Origin of the sequence: Paenibacillus sp. FSL H8-0260, assembly GCF_045040625.1 — a bacterium.
In the GTDB taxonomy this organism is placed as follows: domain Bacteria; phylum Bacillota; class Bacilli; order Paenibacillales; family Paenibacillaceae; genus Paenibacillus_AQ; species Paenibacillus_AQ odorifer.
The window spans coordinates 912,781-929,348 of the sequence record NZ_CP150298.1; the positions used below are offsets into that span (position 1 = coordinate 912,781).

At 42.8% G+C, this 16,568-nt stretch carries 16 protein-coding genes and 1 pseudogene; 12 read left to right on the top strand and 5 right to left on the bottom strand.

Translation table 11 applies throughout. The features are described 5' to 3' along the window. Nucleotides 1-719 precede the first annotated feature (719 nt). Both MHI51_RS03945 and MHI51_RS03950 read right to left on the bottom strand, forming a co-directional pair. Nucleotides 720-1,166 (bottom strand): GNAT family N-acetyltransferase, encoded by a 447-nt coding sequence (locus MHI51_RS03945; protein WP_076190108.1) that lies wholly within the window; start codon nt 1,164-1,166, stop codon nt 720-722. A 21-nt stretch (nt 1,167-1,187) separates the two neighbouring features. Beyond that, the gene (locus tag MHI51_RS03950; protein WP_076276974.1) at nt 1,188-2,177 is read right to left on the bottom strand and encodes a DUF4003 family protein; all 990 of its coding nucleotides are present in this window, start codon (nt 2,175-2,177) and stop codon (nt 1,188-1,190) included. Nucleotides 2,178-2,400: 223 nt separating this feature from the next. Between MHI51_RS03950 and MHI51_RS03955 the strand changes: the two are divergent. Continuing rightward, nucleotides 2,401-3,247 (top strand): annotated as a pseudogene (locus tag MHI51_RS03955) (aldo/keto reductase). 44 nt (nt 3,248-3,291) lie between these two features. On the opposite strand, the gene MHI51_RS03960 reads toward MHI51_RS03955, so the two are convergent. Continuing rightward, on the bottom strand, nt 3,292-3,858 hold the full coding sequence (locus MHI51_RS03960) for a TetR/AcrR family transcriptional regulator (protein ID WP_076128582.1): 567 nt from the start codon (nt 3,856-3,858) through the stop codon (nt 3,292-3,294). 194 nt (nt 3,859-4,052) lie between these two features. Between MHI51_RS03960 and lpdA the strand changes: the two genes are divergently transcribed. Genes lpdA through MHI51_RS03975 form a run of 3 tightly spaced genes read left to right on the top strand, consistent with a single transcriptional unit; the run spans nt 4,053 to nt 7,208 of the window. After that, the gene (gene lpdA / locus MHI51_RS03965; RefSeq protein WP_342410409.1) at nt 4,053-5,447 is read left to right on the top strand and encodes a dihydrolipoyl dehydrogenase; all 1,395 of its coding nucleotides are present in this window, start codon (nt 4,053-4,055) and stop codon (nt 5,445-5,447) included. Next, the gene (locus MHI51_RS03970) at nt 5,444-6,073 is read left to right on the top strand and encodes an HlyD family efflux transporter periplasmic adaptor subunit (protein ID WP_076276977.1); all 630 of its coding nucleotides are present in this window, start codon (nt 5,444-5,446) and stop codon (nt 6,071-6,073) included. The genes lpdA and MHI51_RS03970 overlap by 4 nt, the downstream gene beginning before the upstream one ends. Next, nucleotides 6,057-7,208: an ABC transporter permease gene (locus MHI51_RS03975; RefSeq protein ID WP_076276978.1), complete on the top strand. Its 1,152-nt coding sequence runs from the start codon at nt 6,057-6,059 to the stop codon at nt 7,206-7,208. The genes MHI51_RS03970 and MHI51_RS03975 overlap by 17 nt, the downstream gene beginning before the upstream one ends. 20 nt (nt 7,209-7,228) lie before the next feature. Here the strand turns inward: MHI51_RS03975 and MHI51_RS03980 are convergent, their stop codons facing one another. Then, nucleotides 7,229-7,681: an NAD(P)H-dependent oxidoreductase gene (locus MHI51_RS03980; RefSeq protein ID WP_081387515.1), complete on the bottom strand. Its 453-nt coding sequence runs from the start codon at nt 7,679-7,681 to the stop codon at nt 7,229-7,231. Between the two features lie 110 nt (nt 7,682-7,791). Here MHI51_RS03980 and MHI51_RS03985 point away from each other — a divergent pair, with 110 nt between their 5' ends. Further along, nucleotides 7,792-8,085 carry a hypothetical protein gene (locus MHI51_RS03985; protein ID WP_143763932.1) on the top strand — a complete coding sequence of 98 codons (294 nt, stop codon included), beginning with the start codon at nt 7,792-7,794 and terminating at the stop codon, nt 8,083-8,085. A gap of 2 nt (nt 8,086-8,087) precedes the next feature. Here MHI51_RS03985 and MHI51_RS03990 read toward each other — a convergent pair whose 3' ends face one another. After that, nucleotides 8,088-9,026 (bottom strand): YafY family protein, encoded by a 939-nt coding sequence (locus tag MHI51_RS03990; RefSeq protein WP_076220760.1) that lies wholly within the window; start codon nt 9,024-9,026, stop codon nt 8,088-8,090. Between the two features lie 99 nt (nt 9,027-9,125). Between MHI51_RS03990 and MHI51_RS03995 the strand changes: the two genes are divergently transcribed. The 7 genes from MHI51_RS03995 to MHI51_RS04025 all read left to right on the top strand — a co-directional run bounded on the left by MHI51_RS03995 (nt 9,126) and on the right by MHI51_RS04025 (nt 16,526). Then, complete coding sequence (locus MHI51_RS03995; RefSeq protein WP_076128596.1) at nt 9,126-9,575, top strand: VOC family protein; 450 nt, start codon at nt 9,126-9,128, stop codon at nt 9,573-9,575. A gap of 240 nt (nt 9,576-9,815) precedes the next feature. Continuing rightward, entirely contained in the window at nt 9,816-11,513 is a 1,698-nt protein-coding gene (locus tag MHI51_RS04000; protein ID WP_076276979.1) for a hypothetical protein, read from the top strand. A gap of 112 nt (nt 11,514-11,625) precedes the next feature. Continuing rightward, the gene (locus MHI51_RS04005; RefSeq protein ID WP_342410411.1) at nt 11,626-13,506 is read left to right on the top strand and encodes a PAS domain S-box protein; all 1,881 of its coding nucleotides are present in this window, start codon (nt 11,626-11,628) and stop codon (nt 13,504-13,506) included. A gap of 233 nt (nt 13,507-13,739) precedes the next feature. Beyond that, nucleotides 13,740-14,084 carry a YojF family protein gene (locus MHI51_RS04010; protein ID WP_076128602.1) on the top strand — a complete coding sequence of 115 codons (345 nt, stop codon included), beginning with the start codon at nt 13,740-13,742 and terminating at the stop codon, nt 14,082-14,084. Nucleotides 14,085-14,107: 23 nt separating this feature from the next. Continuing rightward, entirely contained in the window at nt 14,108-14,761 is a 654-nt protein-coding gene (gene bshB2 / locus MHI51_RS04015; RefSeq protein WP_342410412.1) for a bacillithiol biosynthesis deacetylase BshB2, read from the top strand. Between the two features lie 265 nt (nt 14,762-15,026). Beyond that, nucleotides 15,027-15,830 carry a hypothetical protein gene (locus MHI51_RS04020; protein WP_076128604.1) on the top strand — a complete coding sequence of 268 codons (804 nt, stop codon included), beginning with the start codon at nt 15,027-15,029 and terminating at the stop codon, nt 15,828-15,830. Nucleotides 15,831-15,929: 99 nt separating this feature from the next. After that, nucleotides 15,930-16,526, top strand: coding sequence for a hypothetical protein (locus MHI51_RS04025; RefSeq protein ID WP_076128606.1), 597 nt, complete (start codon nt 15,930-15,932; stop codon nt 16,524-16,526). The last annotated feature ends 42 nt before the right edge of the window (nt 16,527-16,568 follow it).

A 16,568-nucleotide genomic window follows, 5' to 3' on the forward strand; every position in this document is an offset into this window, starting at 1 on the left:
CAGATGACCTTAAACGCCGGATTATCCGCCATTTGGAATGTTATCGGACTCCACAGCAGCTATTGGCATAAAAAATGCCAGATGTGAGGCTCTTTCTATAGAATAGCGACACTGGAGTCCGAAACTATGCCTCAAAGGCGATAAATGAGCAAATAGCGTCATCTGAGTCCGTAAGGAACAGGGGATGGTTAGGACCCGAAGCTATCGGACGCTATTGGACGATTTCTGACGATATTGTACGCTAACGGACCCAGATGACCTTAAACGCCGGATTATCCGCCATTTGGAATGATATCGGACTCCATAGCAGCTATTGGCATAAAAAACGCCAGAAATGATGCTTTTTCTATAGAATAGCGACACTGGAGTCCGAAACTATGCCTCAAAGGTGATAAATGAGCAAATAGCGTCATCTGAGTCCGGAAGCAACAGAGAGCTTTGATTTGGCGATGTGCATGAGGGTATATGCGTAGATTTAGAAGTGAATTTAGAAGTAGAAGTAGAAGTAGAAGTGGAAGTAGAAGTAGATACAGCTGAACCGAATACTCGGAGCCGCTACGCCTATCTACGCCTAGCTTCTCCTATCCGCTCCTAGCTTCGCCAACCTAAACTGCAGACAACTAAACAACAGAGCTGCGTTCTCAAACGAGAGAATCGCTGCTCTGTTGTCTTTTTTACAATATTAAAATGCATTGAACTGTCTCCTGCATAGGAAAAAGCTACTTAAGCGACATGTGCAGGATAGGAAAAGGATTACCTTGTTCGTCGAGTGCTGAACGCTCAAAAACCTGAAATCCCATATGCTCATAGAAACCTAAAGCTTGGGGATTTTGCTCATTCACATCCACGAGGTGTACGGCGAGTTTCTGCATGACATAAGCTACTAGCGCTTTTCCAACCCCTTTTCCCATTGCAGCAGGTTCTACGAACAGCATTTCAATCTTTTTATTCTGAACCCCTATGAAGCCAAGCAACTGTTCCTCATCATCTGTAAAAGCAAACAAATCGCTTATGCCCTCAAGCGCCTGCGTGACCAGCGGCCGCAAAGCATCAATATCCTGCTCGGATAGAAAAAGATGAGTATGCCGCACGGATGATTCCCAAATGTTCAGTAGACGGTTTAACAATTCTTCATTTCTAGTTGTGAAGATTTTTATTGAGTCCATATCTTTCCCTCACGATTCAATCTAATTCGAAGAAGAAGCTGCAGCCGCAGCTGATGCAGCCGCTGCCCCGGCAAGAGCAGCCTGTTGCGCAATTATAATATTGGTAATGTTGGTAGAAAGCATCGTAGTTAATACGCCGTTTTGCACATCCTCCACAGATCTGAAGGCTACCAGTGCAGAAGACAAGAGCAGTAATTCCTGCTTGCCAATAGACCAGTTCCCGAAGCCCTTTTTTGTACGCAAAAATTCGTAAGTCTCCGAGACATCAGTAACGATGTCCTCCTTGTTGCAAGGGAGCAGGGATAACACGCCCAGTGAGGAGAGGGTATATTCCTTGTCTAGCCGGATACCCTGTGCACGAAATGCCTCTCTTAATGCCAATACACGGTCCGCTGCTTGAGGGGCTTCTTCCCCAAGAACCAATACCTGGGTCAGGGCTTGCACACTGTTGCCTGACATAAACTCGGGCTTAAGCGTTACATAGAGCTGCTCCATGCGGTCCACGCCACTCTCAACATCGATATCGGAAAGACCAAGCATCGCGGAGAAGATATAATCGTCCTGTCCGGTAAGGAAACGATGTTTTGCCTTCATACTATCGTAAAATAGCTTTGCCCGTTCTACCGTACGCTGATATTGATCCGATGTTTCATTAGCAGCGATTTGATAGGCAGCAACGACGAGATAATCAGAGGCTCTGAATTTGGCTTCCTTCATTAAATCATACACGGCAAGTGTGTTTGCAAGCAGAGTTTCCTTCTCGTCAGAAAGAGAGAGCAGGGCAGCAATGCTGATCACCGAAGTCCCTCTAAATTGAGAGAAAATCCCGGTACTCTCCTTAATTAGCTCATAGCTGGCACGGATGGCTTCGTCATCTGCAACTTTGTCTTCTACAGCATACAATAGTGCCGCTAACCGATTAACCATTGCATTTTGCCATGGGAAAGCTTTTTTGATCCTCTGAGCGTTGTCTGCGAACAATTCAAGCCTAGCAGGATATTGCTCCTTCATTGGATACACCTCTTATCTCTACTTTTAATTCATAACATTACGAAAATCCTGTGTTGTAGATTCATTTTACTATAAAAAATAAATCGGATGCCCACGAAAGCGGCTTACTAATAGGCTAGAGGTTGTTCAGGTGACCCGATGATTGAGTTTACTATGAGGATGTTATAATAATTATAAGATGGATCGACTGGGGTTTAAATGACAACAAAGGAGAAGAGCGACGATGACTGAGAGAATACCTGAAATCGTATTGAACGATGGAGTGAAGGTGCCTGCGATTGGTTTTGGTACCTACGCGTTAAACGGAACTGAGGGAGCACAAAACATCACTAAGGCGATTGATGTTGGCTATCGTCTGATCGACACTGCGTTTAATTATGAGAACGAAGGTGCTGTAGGCCAGGCTGTTCGGCAAAGTTCTGTGCCTAGGGAAGAGCTACTCATTACTTCCAAACTGCCAGGACGCCATCACTCTTATAAAGAAGCGTTGTCTACTATACAGGAGTCTTTATTCAGAGCCGGATTGGATTATTATGATTTCTTTCTATCTCATCCACTGGCCTAACCCTAGAGTGAATTTATATGTTGAGGCCTGGCAGGCGATGATCGAGGCACGTAAGCAAGGTTTGATTCGCTCCATCGGTGTATGTAACTTTTTGCCGGAGCATATTGAACGTTTGATACAAGAAACTGGTGTAGCGCCGAGTATGAATCAGATTGAGCTGCATCCTCATTTTAATCAGGAAGAGCAACGTGCATGGAACAAAGAGCATGGGATAGTGATTGAATCGTGGAGTCCATTGGGACGGGCTAGCAGTGTACTGGAAAATGAGGAAATAGCGGAAATAGGCAAGGTTCATAATAAATCGATATCGCAAGTTATCTTACGTTGGCATATACAGCTTGGGGCTATTCCCATTCCAAAGGCTTCTTCTCTAGAGCATCAGCGTGATAATCTGAATATTTTTGATTTTGAATTATCGGAAGCGGAGATGACCGTTATTTCCGCATTAACCTCGCCAACAGGTCGCATAGCTGATCAAGATCCCGCATCGTATGAAGAATTTTAATAAATTTAACTACAACACGCCATTTATTGGCGTGTTTTTTTATATTAGGCTCTTACTAGCGCTTTGGCATACTGTTTGCCAGACGAGAGTAGGTTGTCGCTTAGTTCAGGATCTTTAACCGTCCGTGCAAGAACAAGGGAGCCAACCATAGTACTGAACAGTGCACTACCTTTGGACGCGTCAATTCCCGCCAGATTAGAGATAAAAGCAATCATCCGCTCCAGTTCCTGCGTGAATACCTGCCGAACTTCTTCTGAGGAACGGGATATTTCGCTAGAAAGGGCAGGAATAATGCAGCCCATCTCCATTTTGTCGCGGTGATACGGACTTAAATAATAATCAATGACAGCATTGATTTTGGGGTTCTGCTCTTCCTGGTCAGCGACCTTCTGCAGAAGTGCGATGGTATCGCTGATGGCATACCGGCAGGCTTCCGCGACAAGCTGTTCTTTGTTGTCAAAATGGGAATAAAACCCGCCATGAGTTAATCCGGCCCCCTTCATAATGAACGGAACGCTTACATCGTGAATACCGTTGGTGCGAAAAGCCTGAGCAGCACTTTCAACGATTTTATTTCGAACTTTTATTTTATGACCTTTGGGATATGGCATTGTAATCACTCCACAGCTTCATAGTTCTACTTTTAAAATATTATATGCGTCATAATAAAGCCTGTCAATTTAGCGATTCTGAGAAAGTTAGCTTGTGAAAGGCGAGGCAAGGTTATTGACTGTTTTAAAATATGATGGTAATAATATATTACGATCATCATATTTTAAAAAAGTTCAACAGGAGGTATCAGGAGATGAGTAAGCTTGAAGCCGTAGAAACATTGGTCATTGGATCAGGTCCGGGAGGTTATGTGGCGGCGCTGCGATCTGCACAGCTTGGGATGAAAACAGCAATTGTTGAACGCAACCAGCTTGGCGGAGTCTGCACGCATGTTGGATGTATCCCATCCAAAGCATTAATTGCTGAATCACATCGCTATGATTTGCTCAGTCCTTTCAATTTTGTAGATGCGTCAGCATCTTTTAAAAATGCTCAGGATTTTAAACAAGGAGTTGTGAATAAGCAGGCAGGTGGAGTCAGTTATTTATTAAAGACTGCTGGGGTGAGCATTTTCGAAGGAGAGGCTAGCTTGGTTGATGAACATACAGTTATCATCAGTCAGTCTGGACAGGAGCAAACCTTATCCTTTAAAAACGCTATCCTGGCTACAGGATCTCGTCCGATTGAGCTGCCAGCCTTTCCTGTTGGCGGACGTATTTTGTCTTCCACAGAAGCGCTGTCGCTCCCTGAGATTCCAACTAGCCTAGTAGTTATAGGTGGGGGCTATATTGGTGTCGAGCTGGGGCAGATGTATGCCAAATTCGGAACAAAGGTAACGATTCTGGAAGGGGGAGAACAAGTGCTGCCTGGATTTGAGGCGGAGCTTGTGAGCCCTGTTGGAAAGCAGCTGAAAGCCGATGGCATGAAAATTATTACCGGAGCGACAGCTGTGAACGTAGTGGAGAGTGCAGATACCATTACCCTGCATTATTTAAAAAATCAGGAACAGCAGCATGTTACAGCGGAATATGTGTTAGTTACTGTGGGCAGAAAACCAAATACAGACGGCAATTTAGGACTAGATCGCATAGGCTTGCCAGTGACGAGTAGGGGATTGATTGCGACGGACGAACAGTGCAGAACGGCTATCCCGCATATTTTTGCAATTGGAGATATTACGGCAGGCCCGACTCTCGCTCATAAGGCATCCTACGAAGCCAAGATTGCGGCAGAGGTCATTGCAGGTCTCTCCTCCGAAGTTGATTATCGAGCCATCCCGCTCGTTGTTTTTTCGCACCCAGAGCTGGCCAGTGTAGGCTTAAGTGAAACAGAAGCAAAGGCAAGAGGCATTTTGCTGGTTATTGGCAAATCCTCCTTTGGGATTAACGGGAGAGCCTTGGCCTTGAGGGAGACGGAAGGTTTCGTCAAGCTTGTAGCGGACCTAAATTCAGGAGTCGTGATGGGGGCACAAATCGTTGGAGTAGAGGCATCCACACTCGTGTCGGAGCTTGCTCTTGCTATTGAGATGGGAGCCACTGTGGAGGACTTGGCGATGACCATTCACCCTCATCCCACATTGGGAGAAGTAATTATGGAGGCTGCTGAAAATGCAGTTAAAAAAATGGTGATGAAAGAGAGTGGAAAATGAAGATAAAAGCAGGGCTATATATAGGAATTGCGATTGTGCTGATTGTTGGTGGGGCGCTTCTTGCTGTAAAAGGAAAGGATGCAGTCAGTCAGGCTGAGAGCAGGAAACAAGGGATTCTGGATGCGGAGCAGAAGACAATATTTTATCAGAATAGTCCAGGGTCAATTGTCGAGGTCGGTGTGGCTGTAGGTGATTCTATAAAACAGGGAGAGGTGCTGTTTAAGGTTAAATCTGCTGAAGGAGAAACAGATGTAGTTGCGCCGGAGGACGGATCAGTCAACAAGATTATTGTAAAGCCGGGGGATCTAGTCCAGCTAGGAATGCCAATGGCGGTTTTGCAAAAAAACAGCTTTTATACAGATCTCTACATACAAGAAAGTGAAATCCAAAAGCTAGAGGTGAATCAAAGTATTGGCGTTCATTTTCCATATTTGGAGCACCCAACGGAGGTGACAGGTGTAATTACATCTATCGCAGCCGCCCCTCAATTTGCGAGCTTACGTATGTCACGTGAAAAAGGGCAAGCCGATTTAAGCATGTTTCTTGTCCGTGTAACTATGGATGGGAATGCTGATTTGCTTCCGGGGATGACAGCGGAGGTGAAGCTCGATGAAGTCACTGATTGACGAATGGAAGTACGTGGCGGGTAGTAAGTATTTACGCCTGATTTTTATAGGTCCGCTTATTGCGGCCCTGTTTTTTGGCTTAATGTTCTCGAAGAACCAAATCAGCGAATCGCATGTTATTGTCATTGATGAGGATCACAGTTCGTATTCACGACAGCTGATCTCTAAGATAAATGCCTCTCCATATATGAACGTAACAAATGTGTACTCCAGCCGCTTGAACCCAGAGACGTTACTGGCAAATGAGCAGGCTGTAGCGGTCATCATGCTTCCCAAAGAGCTGGGGCAACATCAGCAGCAGGGGATATCAACGAATATTGGCATCTTAATGGATAATACAATGCCATCAGGGTTAACCGGCATCCGGACTGCGATTCAGGAAGTCATCCAGACGGAAAATGTGACTCTTTCTATGACCCGGCTCCTCCAAAAGGGGATGGACGCCGAAACCTCTAAAGGGCTTGCTTCTCCGTTATCTCTCCAGCAGCGGATGTTATTTAACCCTACCACAAGTTATGTGGGCTTTATGGTCATTGGATTTGTGAATATTGTGGTGCTGATGATTACAACAAGCGCAGCGGGTTCAATTGTCCCTCGGTTGCGACAGGAGGGGAAACTCTTTGCAAACGGGAAGTCTCCTTGGCAGATTTGGGTTCGCAGTGTACCTTACGCTGTTTTGACCACTATTTCGCTGCTCCTATGTTACGGCTTATTAAAGCAGGTGGGGGGAATGCGCTTTGAAGCGGAGCCTTATCTGTTTATTATTCCGCTGTTTGTATATGCCTTTGCCTTGTCGCTTATGGGCCTGTTGATTGGTTATACTGCCAAAGACGTATCCAAAGTTAATTTACGAACCAATTTCGTGTTGTATCCGTCGTTTCTTGCTACTGGAATCCAGCTGAGTCCACTTGCCTTTCCAGAGTTCTTTCAAATTTCCGCATGGGTATTACCTATGAACTGGCTTAATCGCCTCATACGTGGAATGGCTTTTCGGGATGGGGCGCTAACAGCCTACAGTCAGGAGCTGGGGGCGCTGCTGATTATTATCGGCGTTGTATCCTTATTCATTGGATTGCTGGTGCTTAGGGAAATGAAGAAACCAGAGATTCAGTTCTCAGAATCAGTCAGCGCTTGAGTAATTTGATCTAGTCTAGTTTAGTCCAGTCGTGCAAACCGTTGTTCTGTTTTATCAAGATGCTTCACCCGCTCTTCTAAGCTGCGATCTGACATCCCGGCATAATTATACCAACGGAGGTTCTTTCGTATTCCCATTTTGCGGAAGGTGCCTCTAAATAGAATTTTGGTGATGGGGTTGCCAAAAATCCAGCGATAAAAGAAGTCGGGCGTGTTCATTACGGTCAGCAGGGACACTCCTTTAATATTCGGGAGCAAGCATTTGAAGGGCCGCCCAGGTTTAGTTTCTTCGTAGACAATGCCTTTTGCGAAAACCTTATCAAGAAAACCTTTGGTAAGAGCGGGCATGGCTTCCCACCATATAGGGAAAATGAAGACAATATGATCCGCTGCTATAAGACGCTGCTGATAATTGGCGACTAGCGGGTCGGGGGTTCTCTTTTGCCGCCAAGCAGTGAGTTCTTCGTGCGACATGACGGGATCAAATCCATCGGCATGCAGATCGTATTCGCACGGAGTTTCTCCCCGATAATAAAAAAGAAGTGCTTTTTCTTACAACACCTCTAGGGAAAGAAATATTCGATTTGCATTTAGCCCTACATAAGCAGATGAATAAAGGGATAAACCGGTTTCTACAGAGATATAACCCAGATGAATTGTTATTTATAATCCAAGCCTTCGAGGATACTTTGGAAGCGTCATGGGTTCATTCGGAATCGGTTGCTGAAAAAGAACCATTAACTGCCGGAGCATCTCTTGAGCCAGTGGAAAACGATGAAATGAGTCAAATCGTAGACATGCTGAACCAACTGGATACGCGCAACCTCAAAAAGGCTAAGGCAGTTCTCCAAGCTATGTTTTTCACCCCTTTTGCTTAGCTTTATATTTTTTGATAGTGATTTACGAGTTGCTCTAATTTATCTTTGATTATTTGTTTTAAGGCTTCAGGTTTCACGGATGTAACAGCATGACCATATCGCATAAAATAATTAGCCAAGAAATCCTCTTCACCTGGATTATAGAATCCCTTAATGACTGTTTTCGGACCAACTTCTATTTTCATAGAAGGATAATGCTCTTTATAAAAAATATCCTTTGCTTGTTCCGCAATCTCAACTTCAAAGTCAATACTCTTCGCAGACTGATAGATTTCTAATGAACGACTAAGAAGTTCTTCTATAGAATAACGAGCTTTGCTTTCCTCTTCTTCAATGAAGGTTATTCGATCACATCTAAAAACTCTATATGTATTCGTCGTAAGCTCTATTCCAGTGGCATACCATTGACCAAACTTAGCGGAAATCCTAAAGAATTGAACAGGGTAGCTTTTTGTTTGGTTTTCTTTTGTATATGCAATGTTACAGGCACTCTCATTTAGAATACTTGCTAGGATTTTATCTAAAAAACGGCTGACATGCTTATGCTGATACATTTCGAATTGCAGGACCTTTTTCATTTTGTGAATTTGGTTGATTTGTGTACTCGAAAGACAGTGCTCGAACTTTTCGTTTAGCTTGTTAACACTCAGATGAAAGGGTGTAGATTGATAAGATTCTAACGTCAGCATGGCAAAATACAGCGCATAGACTTCATCTATCGTGAAAATAATAGGGGATAACAATCTGTTTTTTAGAATACCATAACGTCCGTGTCTTCCATGTTCTGCGAAAATAGGCATACCTAATTGTTCTAATGAACTAATATCGCGTAGAGCTGTGCTTTTTGAAATAGCGTATTTATCCATGAGATCACTTAAATTAAAGAATTCTCGACTGTTTAAGTACCTCATCATGTCATTTAATCGTTCTGATTTTTTCATATATAAAACTCCTTATAAAGGTGTCATGTTTTGATACCTTTATATAGGATAATAAGTTTAAGGCCAGATATCAAATATATAAAAGGAGAGAGTTATACTATGAGTACAACACTAGAAGTAGCTATTTTTTTATCGATGAATGGAAGAGCTAAGGAAGCTATAGAATTTTACAAAGAACATTTTAACGCAGAGGAATTGCTACGTGTCACCTATCAACAACTAGCAGAGCGTGACAGCTCCATACAGCTTACGGATGAAAATAAGGATTATATTACTCACTCTGTCCTGTTAATCGGAAAAACAAAAATAATGATAGCAGAAGATACAATGAATACGAATGAGAAATATACAGTGGGCAATAACACCTCATTATGTATTCAAAGTGCTGACTTAGAGGGGATTGAAGGTTTTTATAAAAGCTTAATCACAGACGAGCGCGTGAAAATTATTGCTCCTTTATCCAGCAATGTGTTTAGCAAAGCCTACGGTATCATTGAAGATCCCTTTGGTATTCAAATCCAACTCATGTTTGATGAAAGATTACATTAAAAAAGCTTCCTGCTTCTAAAACAAACTTAGTTTAATATTCAGCCGACTAAATTTCAGGTGTATTGTCCTGAGTTTGGCCGGCTTTTTTCTTGAGAGACGGGTTGTCCCAACCAAACGATAGAACGCAGATCGCGAGACTGTGCAGATTGTGCTTTTTACGTTCATTTCAAAATTAAGGCGGCACAGCAAATTACCGATAAATATAATAGCTAATGATTATATCTAATGGAGGAAAGACGGATGAAGAGGATTTTTAGTATATTGCTGATGTTATTACTGGTTACACCAGCACTCGGCACTACAACCTTTGCGAGCAATACGGTGAAGGCTAAGGTAACCGAGAGCAGTACATATTTTGATGGAGAACAGCGGAACCTGAATGGGTTCAACATATCGAATAACAATTATTTCAGACTACGCGATTTGGCAGAGTATTTCTCGGGAACGAGCAGCCAGTTTGATATCACTTGGAATAAAGCGAACAATGCGATTGAGATCATAACTGGACAAGCTTATACGCCCGAAAAGAAAACAACAAGTAACTATTATAGCCGCAATAAAAATTATGCTGCTACGCTTTCAAGCTCTAAGGTGCTAGTCAACGGACAGTTACAGTCTATTACGGCGTACAATATTGATGATAACAATTATTTTCAGTTGAGAGATTTGGCGGGTAAAATCCCGTTCGATATTGAATTTGACGTTCAGTCTGACCGCATATCGTTATTTTCCAAAATCCCAGATCATGCTTACCGGGTAAAGACGGCGGCTGTAGCTGAGAGTAACGGGGAATCTTCTTATTTTCCTAGATGGAAAAGTACGGCCTCTTCTTATCTTGTGAATAATAAGGATGGGACTGTAAGTGTCATTGAGGCGAACAAAGAGTTTACGATTGAAACGTACAATGAGAAGTACGAACTAACAGGCAATAAGAGCATTCCTTTTGAGCTTCCGGTGTTTGGTGGATTCTTTAGTGGGGAGAAGTATAACTATATTGCTTTTGGCCAAGAGAACCGCGAAGAGAATGATAGCAAGGAAGTCATTCGTATTGTCCGTTATGATAAAAGCTTCAATAGAGTAGACAGTGTCTCCATAAAGGGTGGGGAGAGCTATACCGTTAGCCCTTTTGATTCAGGCTCCGGCAGGATGGCTGAAGCTGGAGATACGCTTGTATTTCACACTTCACGTACACGATACACGACAGAAGATAAATTAAATCATCAATCCCAGCTTACCATTATTGTAAATACTAAAACCATGACCGTGACCAATGATCTGGGAAGATTCCAGAAGAATCATGTCAGTCACTCTTTTGACCAATATGTATTGTTTGATGGTACTGCGCATGTTCTAGTCGATCATGGCGACGCTTATCCCCGTTCGATTGTTCTGAATAAAGGAGACGGAGCCAGTTATAACGAAGTGGATTTATTTAATATTCCCGGCAAAATCGGAGCGAACGCGACGGGGGTTTCTATAGGCGGATTTGAGATGTCTCCGGCGAACTATATAGTCGCTATGAATTCGGTAGATCATTCCCTAGTCAAAGAGTATACATCTTATGAGATGGAGGGTTTGGAAACAGACCAAAGGGATGTCATACTTAGTGTGTTGCCCAAGTCCAACCTGAGCAGTACTTCGGTGAATCACATTACCTTGGCTAAATATGTAGGCACGAACCTGATCGCGTCCATCCCTAAGCTAGTAAAAATCACAGACGATAAAATGATGGTGCTGTGGCAGGAGTTTGATAAAGAGAATCATCCGGGTGATCTGAAATATGTTCTTATAGATGGAGCGGGAAAAGCTACTAGCGACATCCAAACGATCAAGCATTTTGCCTTATCAGAGTGCAGTCCTATTATTAATGGAGACAAAATCATTTGGTATACGAACAATAAAGGATCCAGAGTGTTCTATTCGATCCCGTTAAATTAACGGATTCAATTAATAACAAAGTGGGTAAATTAGACTATAAGCTATAAATAGGACCTTCTAAATAGAAGGTCTATTTTTTCACGCAAAAATTACATCATCCATGGAGGTCGCTATGCATCGCGTAAATCTAAATCAGGAACAATTCAACCAACAGGTGATTAATCACGCCTCCTTTGGGATCGCCCTTTTATCGCCAAATGGTTTGATTCTGACCGTAAACCCGGCCTTTGAGCAGACTTTTGGTTATTCCACTGAAGAGTTTGAGGGTATGCGGTTAGAAGACCTTTCTCACCCCGAGGATTTCGGCAACCTTCATGATTTAAAAGCAGTTTTGGGTGAGGAAACAGAAGTGCAGATGGAAAAGCAGTTTATCACAAAAAATGGAGATTATATTTGGGGACAGCTCACGCTCCACCTTTTCAGCGACGAGTCGAACCAGCCAGCATATTTCATTTGCCAAATCGTTAACATTACAAAGCAAAAGGAATCCGAGCAACGCCTTCAGGAGTCTGTTGAACGGTATACGTCGCTTAAAAAATATAACCATGACGCCGTCATTTCTTTTGACCTTGACGGTCGAATCATTAACACCAATAGTATGGCGGAAAAGATAACGGGCTATGCCATCGAGTCCGAGTTGATCGGGATGAAGCTTGCGAGTCTGATTGGAGAAGAGAATGTCCAGCGCATTCTGGAAAGAGCCCTTTACGATAATACGGTTGAGCAGTATATCAATAAGCTTGTTACTAAGGACAGCGAAGTCGTTGAAGTGCTCACCAGTATTGCACCTATTTATGTGAACAATCATAATATCGGATTTTATCTTATATGCAAGGACATTTCCGAGCAAAGGCAATTGTCGCTAGCTAAGGAAGCCGCAGAGTCCACGAATAGAGCTAAAAGTGAGTTCCTGGCTATGATGAGTCATGAAATTCGCACTCCCATGAATGGGGTGATCGGCATGACTGATATTTTGCTTGAAACAGAGCTTAATGAAGAACAACGTGAATATGTAGAAATCATTCGCAAAAGCGGAGGAATCCTGCTCAATATAATTAATGATATCCTTGATCTTTCAAAAATTGAGGCAGGCCGAAGCGAGCTACAAGAGGATACATTCGATCTGCGAACTTGCCTCAAGGACAGCTTTTCTGTTATCGCAATAAAAGCTGAACAAAAACATCTGGAGCTCACCAGCATCATAAATCATGATGTTCCTGACTTTATATACGGTGACGAGGAACGCTTGAAGCAGGTGTTCTTGAACCTGCTAGGGAATGCTGTGAAATTCACACCCGCGGGCAGCATATCGGTAAAAGTGAGGCTTGTAAAGGAAGAACCCTTCCTGCTGGCCTTTACGGTAACCGATACTGGCATTGGAATTGATCCTGATCGACTTACTGATATTTTTGAACCGTTTGAGCAGGTGGATAGCTTTATGATGCGGAGACACGAAGGCACGGGTCTTGGCCTTGCCATCAGCCGCAGAATTGTCGAAATGATGGGTGGCGAGATCTATGCGGAGAGTGACGGCAAGAGCGGTACTTCGGTTACCTTCACAATCAGGCCCAAGAAATCAGTGGTAATTCCTAGCCAAGAGGCTAACATTAACAAGCTTCATACCGCACGTGAGGCAAGAATTTTACTTGCTGAAGACAACTCTATCAATGCGCTAGTGCTGACCAAAATACTCGAAAAAATGGGTCACAGCGTTATCGCCGTCACAAACGGCATAGATGCGGTTGAAGCAGCACGGAAAGAACCCTTTGATCTTATTTTATTGGATCTTCACATGCCCATTATGAACGGTATAGAGGCTATGAAGATGTTAAGAGATGAGCATCAAGAGAAATGTCCGCCCATCATCGCGGTCACGGCTAATGCTTTGAAGGGTGACCGTGAAAATTGTCTAGCTGCCGGAATGGACGAGTATATCAGCAAGCCTGTAAAGCGTGAAGTCATCATAAAGATGTTAGATCAGTTTGTGATCTAATATAAACAGCATAACCTCTCAGTGATATTATCCCCTTCAGGTGAACAGTAAAAAGCCAGTCCATTACTGTTACACTTGGAGGGGATCGCTCTATCCATTGAATTACATAGCATTGCACGTTATACTTTGATGAGAAATACGGACCCGCTTATCATATAACAGATCCGTCCTTCTATAAGGTATGGATCTTATTTTTTGTATGTATATATTCAGTCAGAGACGGAGGCGCAACATTGCAGCTAATCAATCAATCGGAAGTACAAGATAGGATCGACCTGCTTAAAGATCAGGATCTATATATCCATCTTGAGATGACAACGGGAGCCTACGCTGCCCATTTAGATAGTTCGAAGCATCCAGCCGCTACTTTTATTACTAATGCTGTTATTCGATATTCCCATGGTTCGATTTCCGGCAACGGTCCTTATCGGGTCGGCTTAAAAATGTCGCAGGGCTGGGTTTACTCGGAAGGGCTAACTCACTATGAAGAGAGTGAGACAGGCAGATTGATTATGGCTGGACATGATGCTCAAGGCAAACTGATCGTATCGTTACAATTAAGCCGAGAGCCGTTCTAATGGAAGAGGAGATGAAGAGTTCTGTGGAAAAACATATTCTTGTTATTTTGCCACATCCGGATGATGAGGCCTTCGGTATATCAGGTACCCTTGCCAAACATATACAAAATGGGACCCAAGTTACCTACGCATGCCTAACGCTAGGAGAAATGGGCCGCAATATGGGCATCCCGCCCTTCGCAAATCGGGTAACCCTCCCAGAAATACGTAAGAAGGAGCTGGAGGAATCCTGCGAAGCTATTGGCATACAGGATTTAAGAATGCTTGGTTTTCACGACAAGACGATAGAATTCGAAGATCAAGTCTTGCTCGATGGGCAGATTGATGCGCTCTTGAAAGAGCTTAAACCTTCGTTGATCATCACTTTCTATCCAGGGTACAGCGTTCATCCTGATCACGATGCTACTGGAGCCGCAGTGATCCGAACCGTTGCAAGACTTCCAAAGGAAGAAAGACCTCCTGTTCACTGTATAGCTTTTGCTAATAATATTGTAGAGATTGGGGAGCCAAAGGTTATCAATGATGTGAGAGATTTCCTCGAGCACAAGATGGCGTCCATTCAGGCGCATCGTTCCCAATTCCAAGCTGCTGAGCTGTTGGGCAGCAAACCTTTAAATGATAAAGAGATCCAAGCTCGTTTTGGAACAGAACATTTCTGGATTTATCCGTTTGAATGATAATGATCTGCTAACTCATATTTACTATACAAAAGCTAAGTCCGGGCATATACGCTCGGACTTTTTTTGCTCATTTTCTACAAAAAATTCATTATTATGACGTTTTTTCTCGCTTACAATCGAATTATGATAGAGACCTTAGGTCTTTACTCCCTTTTTCAATATACATAACAAAGATCGGTGTTTTTTATTCACATGTATGGTAAGGTTTGGTAGGTTGGTCGACCAAACTAAATGCTTTTAAAAAGAGTAGAGGAGAGTTACATTGAAAAAGAGAATAATTTCAATTATGGTTGTTGCTATGCTTATTTTCATTCCAATAAATGCTGATGCAATGAACGTCAATCAAAATGAGACAGACTTTAAGGCTATTGTTGCTGGTATATCAGTTAATGAAACAGCGATCATGAGCATTGATGAGGTTCCTGAAATAACAATTAACTGGTTGCGTGAGCAAGGTGCAGCTGTCAATGAGGATAGTGCTATACAGTTTGTACCTGCTACTCAAAACATTGCAACAATGCGGAGTGGTGAAATAAATGGCGAAGCCATTCGTATTTGGAATGAATTGGATGACGGCGATATAAGTGTCAATACGATATTACCAATCTCACAAGCTAACATAATAAATAAGATAATTGAGGCCGGCAAGCCAACAGGAACACCGGGAACAGTCGGTTACGGATTGAGTTCTGTTAGTATATTTACTGCACATGCAGATGCGTATAACAACGTTACTTATATTCGCCCCTTGCGGCAAGAGGTTACGGCTTATGCAAACAACGGGTTCAATATTAATAATTTTACAGCTACCTGGGTTACTTTGGGTACTCTGCTGACCTATCCAGGATATACCGCTGCATCTGAAGCGAATGATTTTCCATTCAGGCATGAAATAGTTACAAGTGTCAGTTCACCAGTTATGGGTACAAAATATACAGGGTATAATGCATTAGGTAGTAATAGGGTATTTCTTGTAGGAGGGGGGCTCGCTTGGGCTTGCGGAGTGGTTTATGATATAAATGTAAACGGTAACATTCAACATTTTGAAGTTACCGGTATCTTGTAAAACATTTTGAAGATATTGTTTCTAAAAAGGTATAGTTAATAAGTGTTTTTCCTGAGATTTGTCATCTATTGATTTCGTCAGGTAAGGAGGTGTATCCGTTTGAGAAAATCATACTTCATTCTCATTTGTGGAATAGTCGTTCTTTCGCTGTTATCTACTGCATGCAGCAAGGATAAACCTAAGTATGCTGAGCTTTTCACACATGTGGAGAAGCATAGGGCTGTGTTCATGCAGCCGCGCGAAGAAGGGCTTGCTGCTTTAAAAATTACGGATGCCGTGGGTGAATACGATACAACTTTGGGTACAATCCTGCAAGATGATATCCTAACCGTCAATCAAATGGAGTTTATACAACAGGTTGTGGTAGATGTTAATACTAATAAAATCATAGGTTACCGGATAGGAACCGTTTTCCCTAGATCGGAAAGTGGCTTTCAAAATGCAAGAGAACTGGTGCGTGCTTTTCTGGATCATTACGAACCTGTGGAAGATGAAGAGACTGACAAAGTCGAGAAATCAGTCCAAACGATTGACAGGATGACTCTTCCGTTAAAGCCACTGGTAGGAAGTATTGAAGAATCATGGTCATACGGCAAGGGTGAGAATAAAATGCTCATCACCTATAAGATGACGAACAGTCTGGAAAGTGATGATGAATTGCCGCTGAATTTTTATTTCAGCCATGAAGAGAAGTAGGGATGACAACAGAACAGCTTGGAACCCATTTTTTACAGGGTT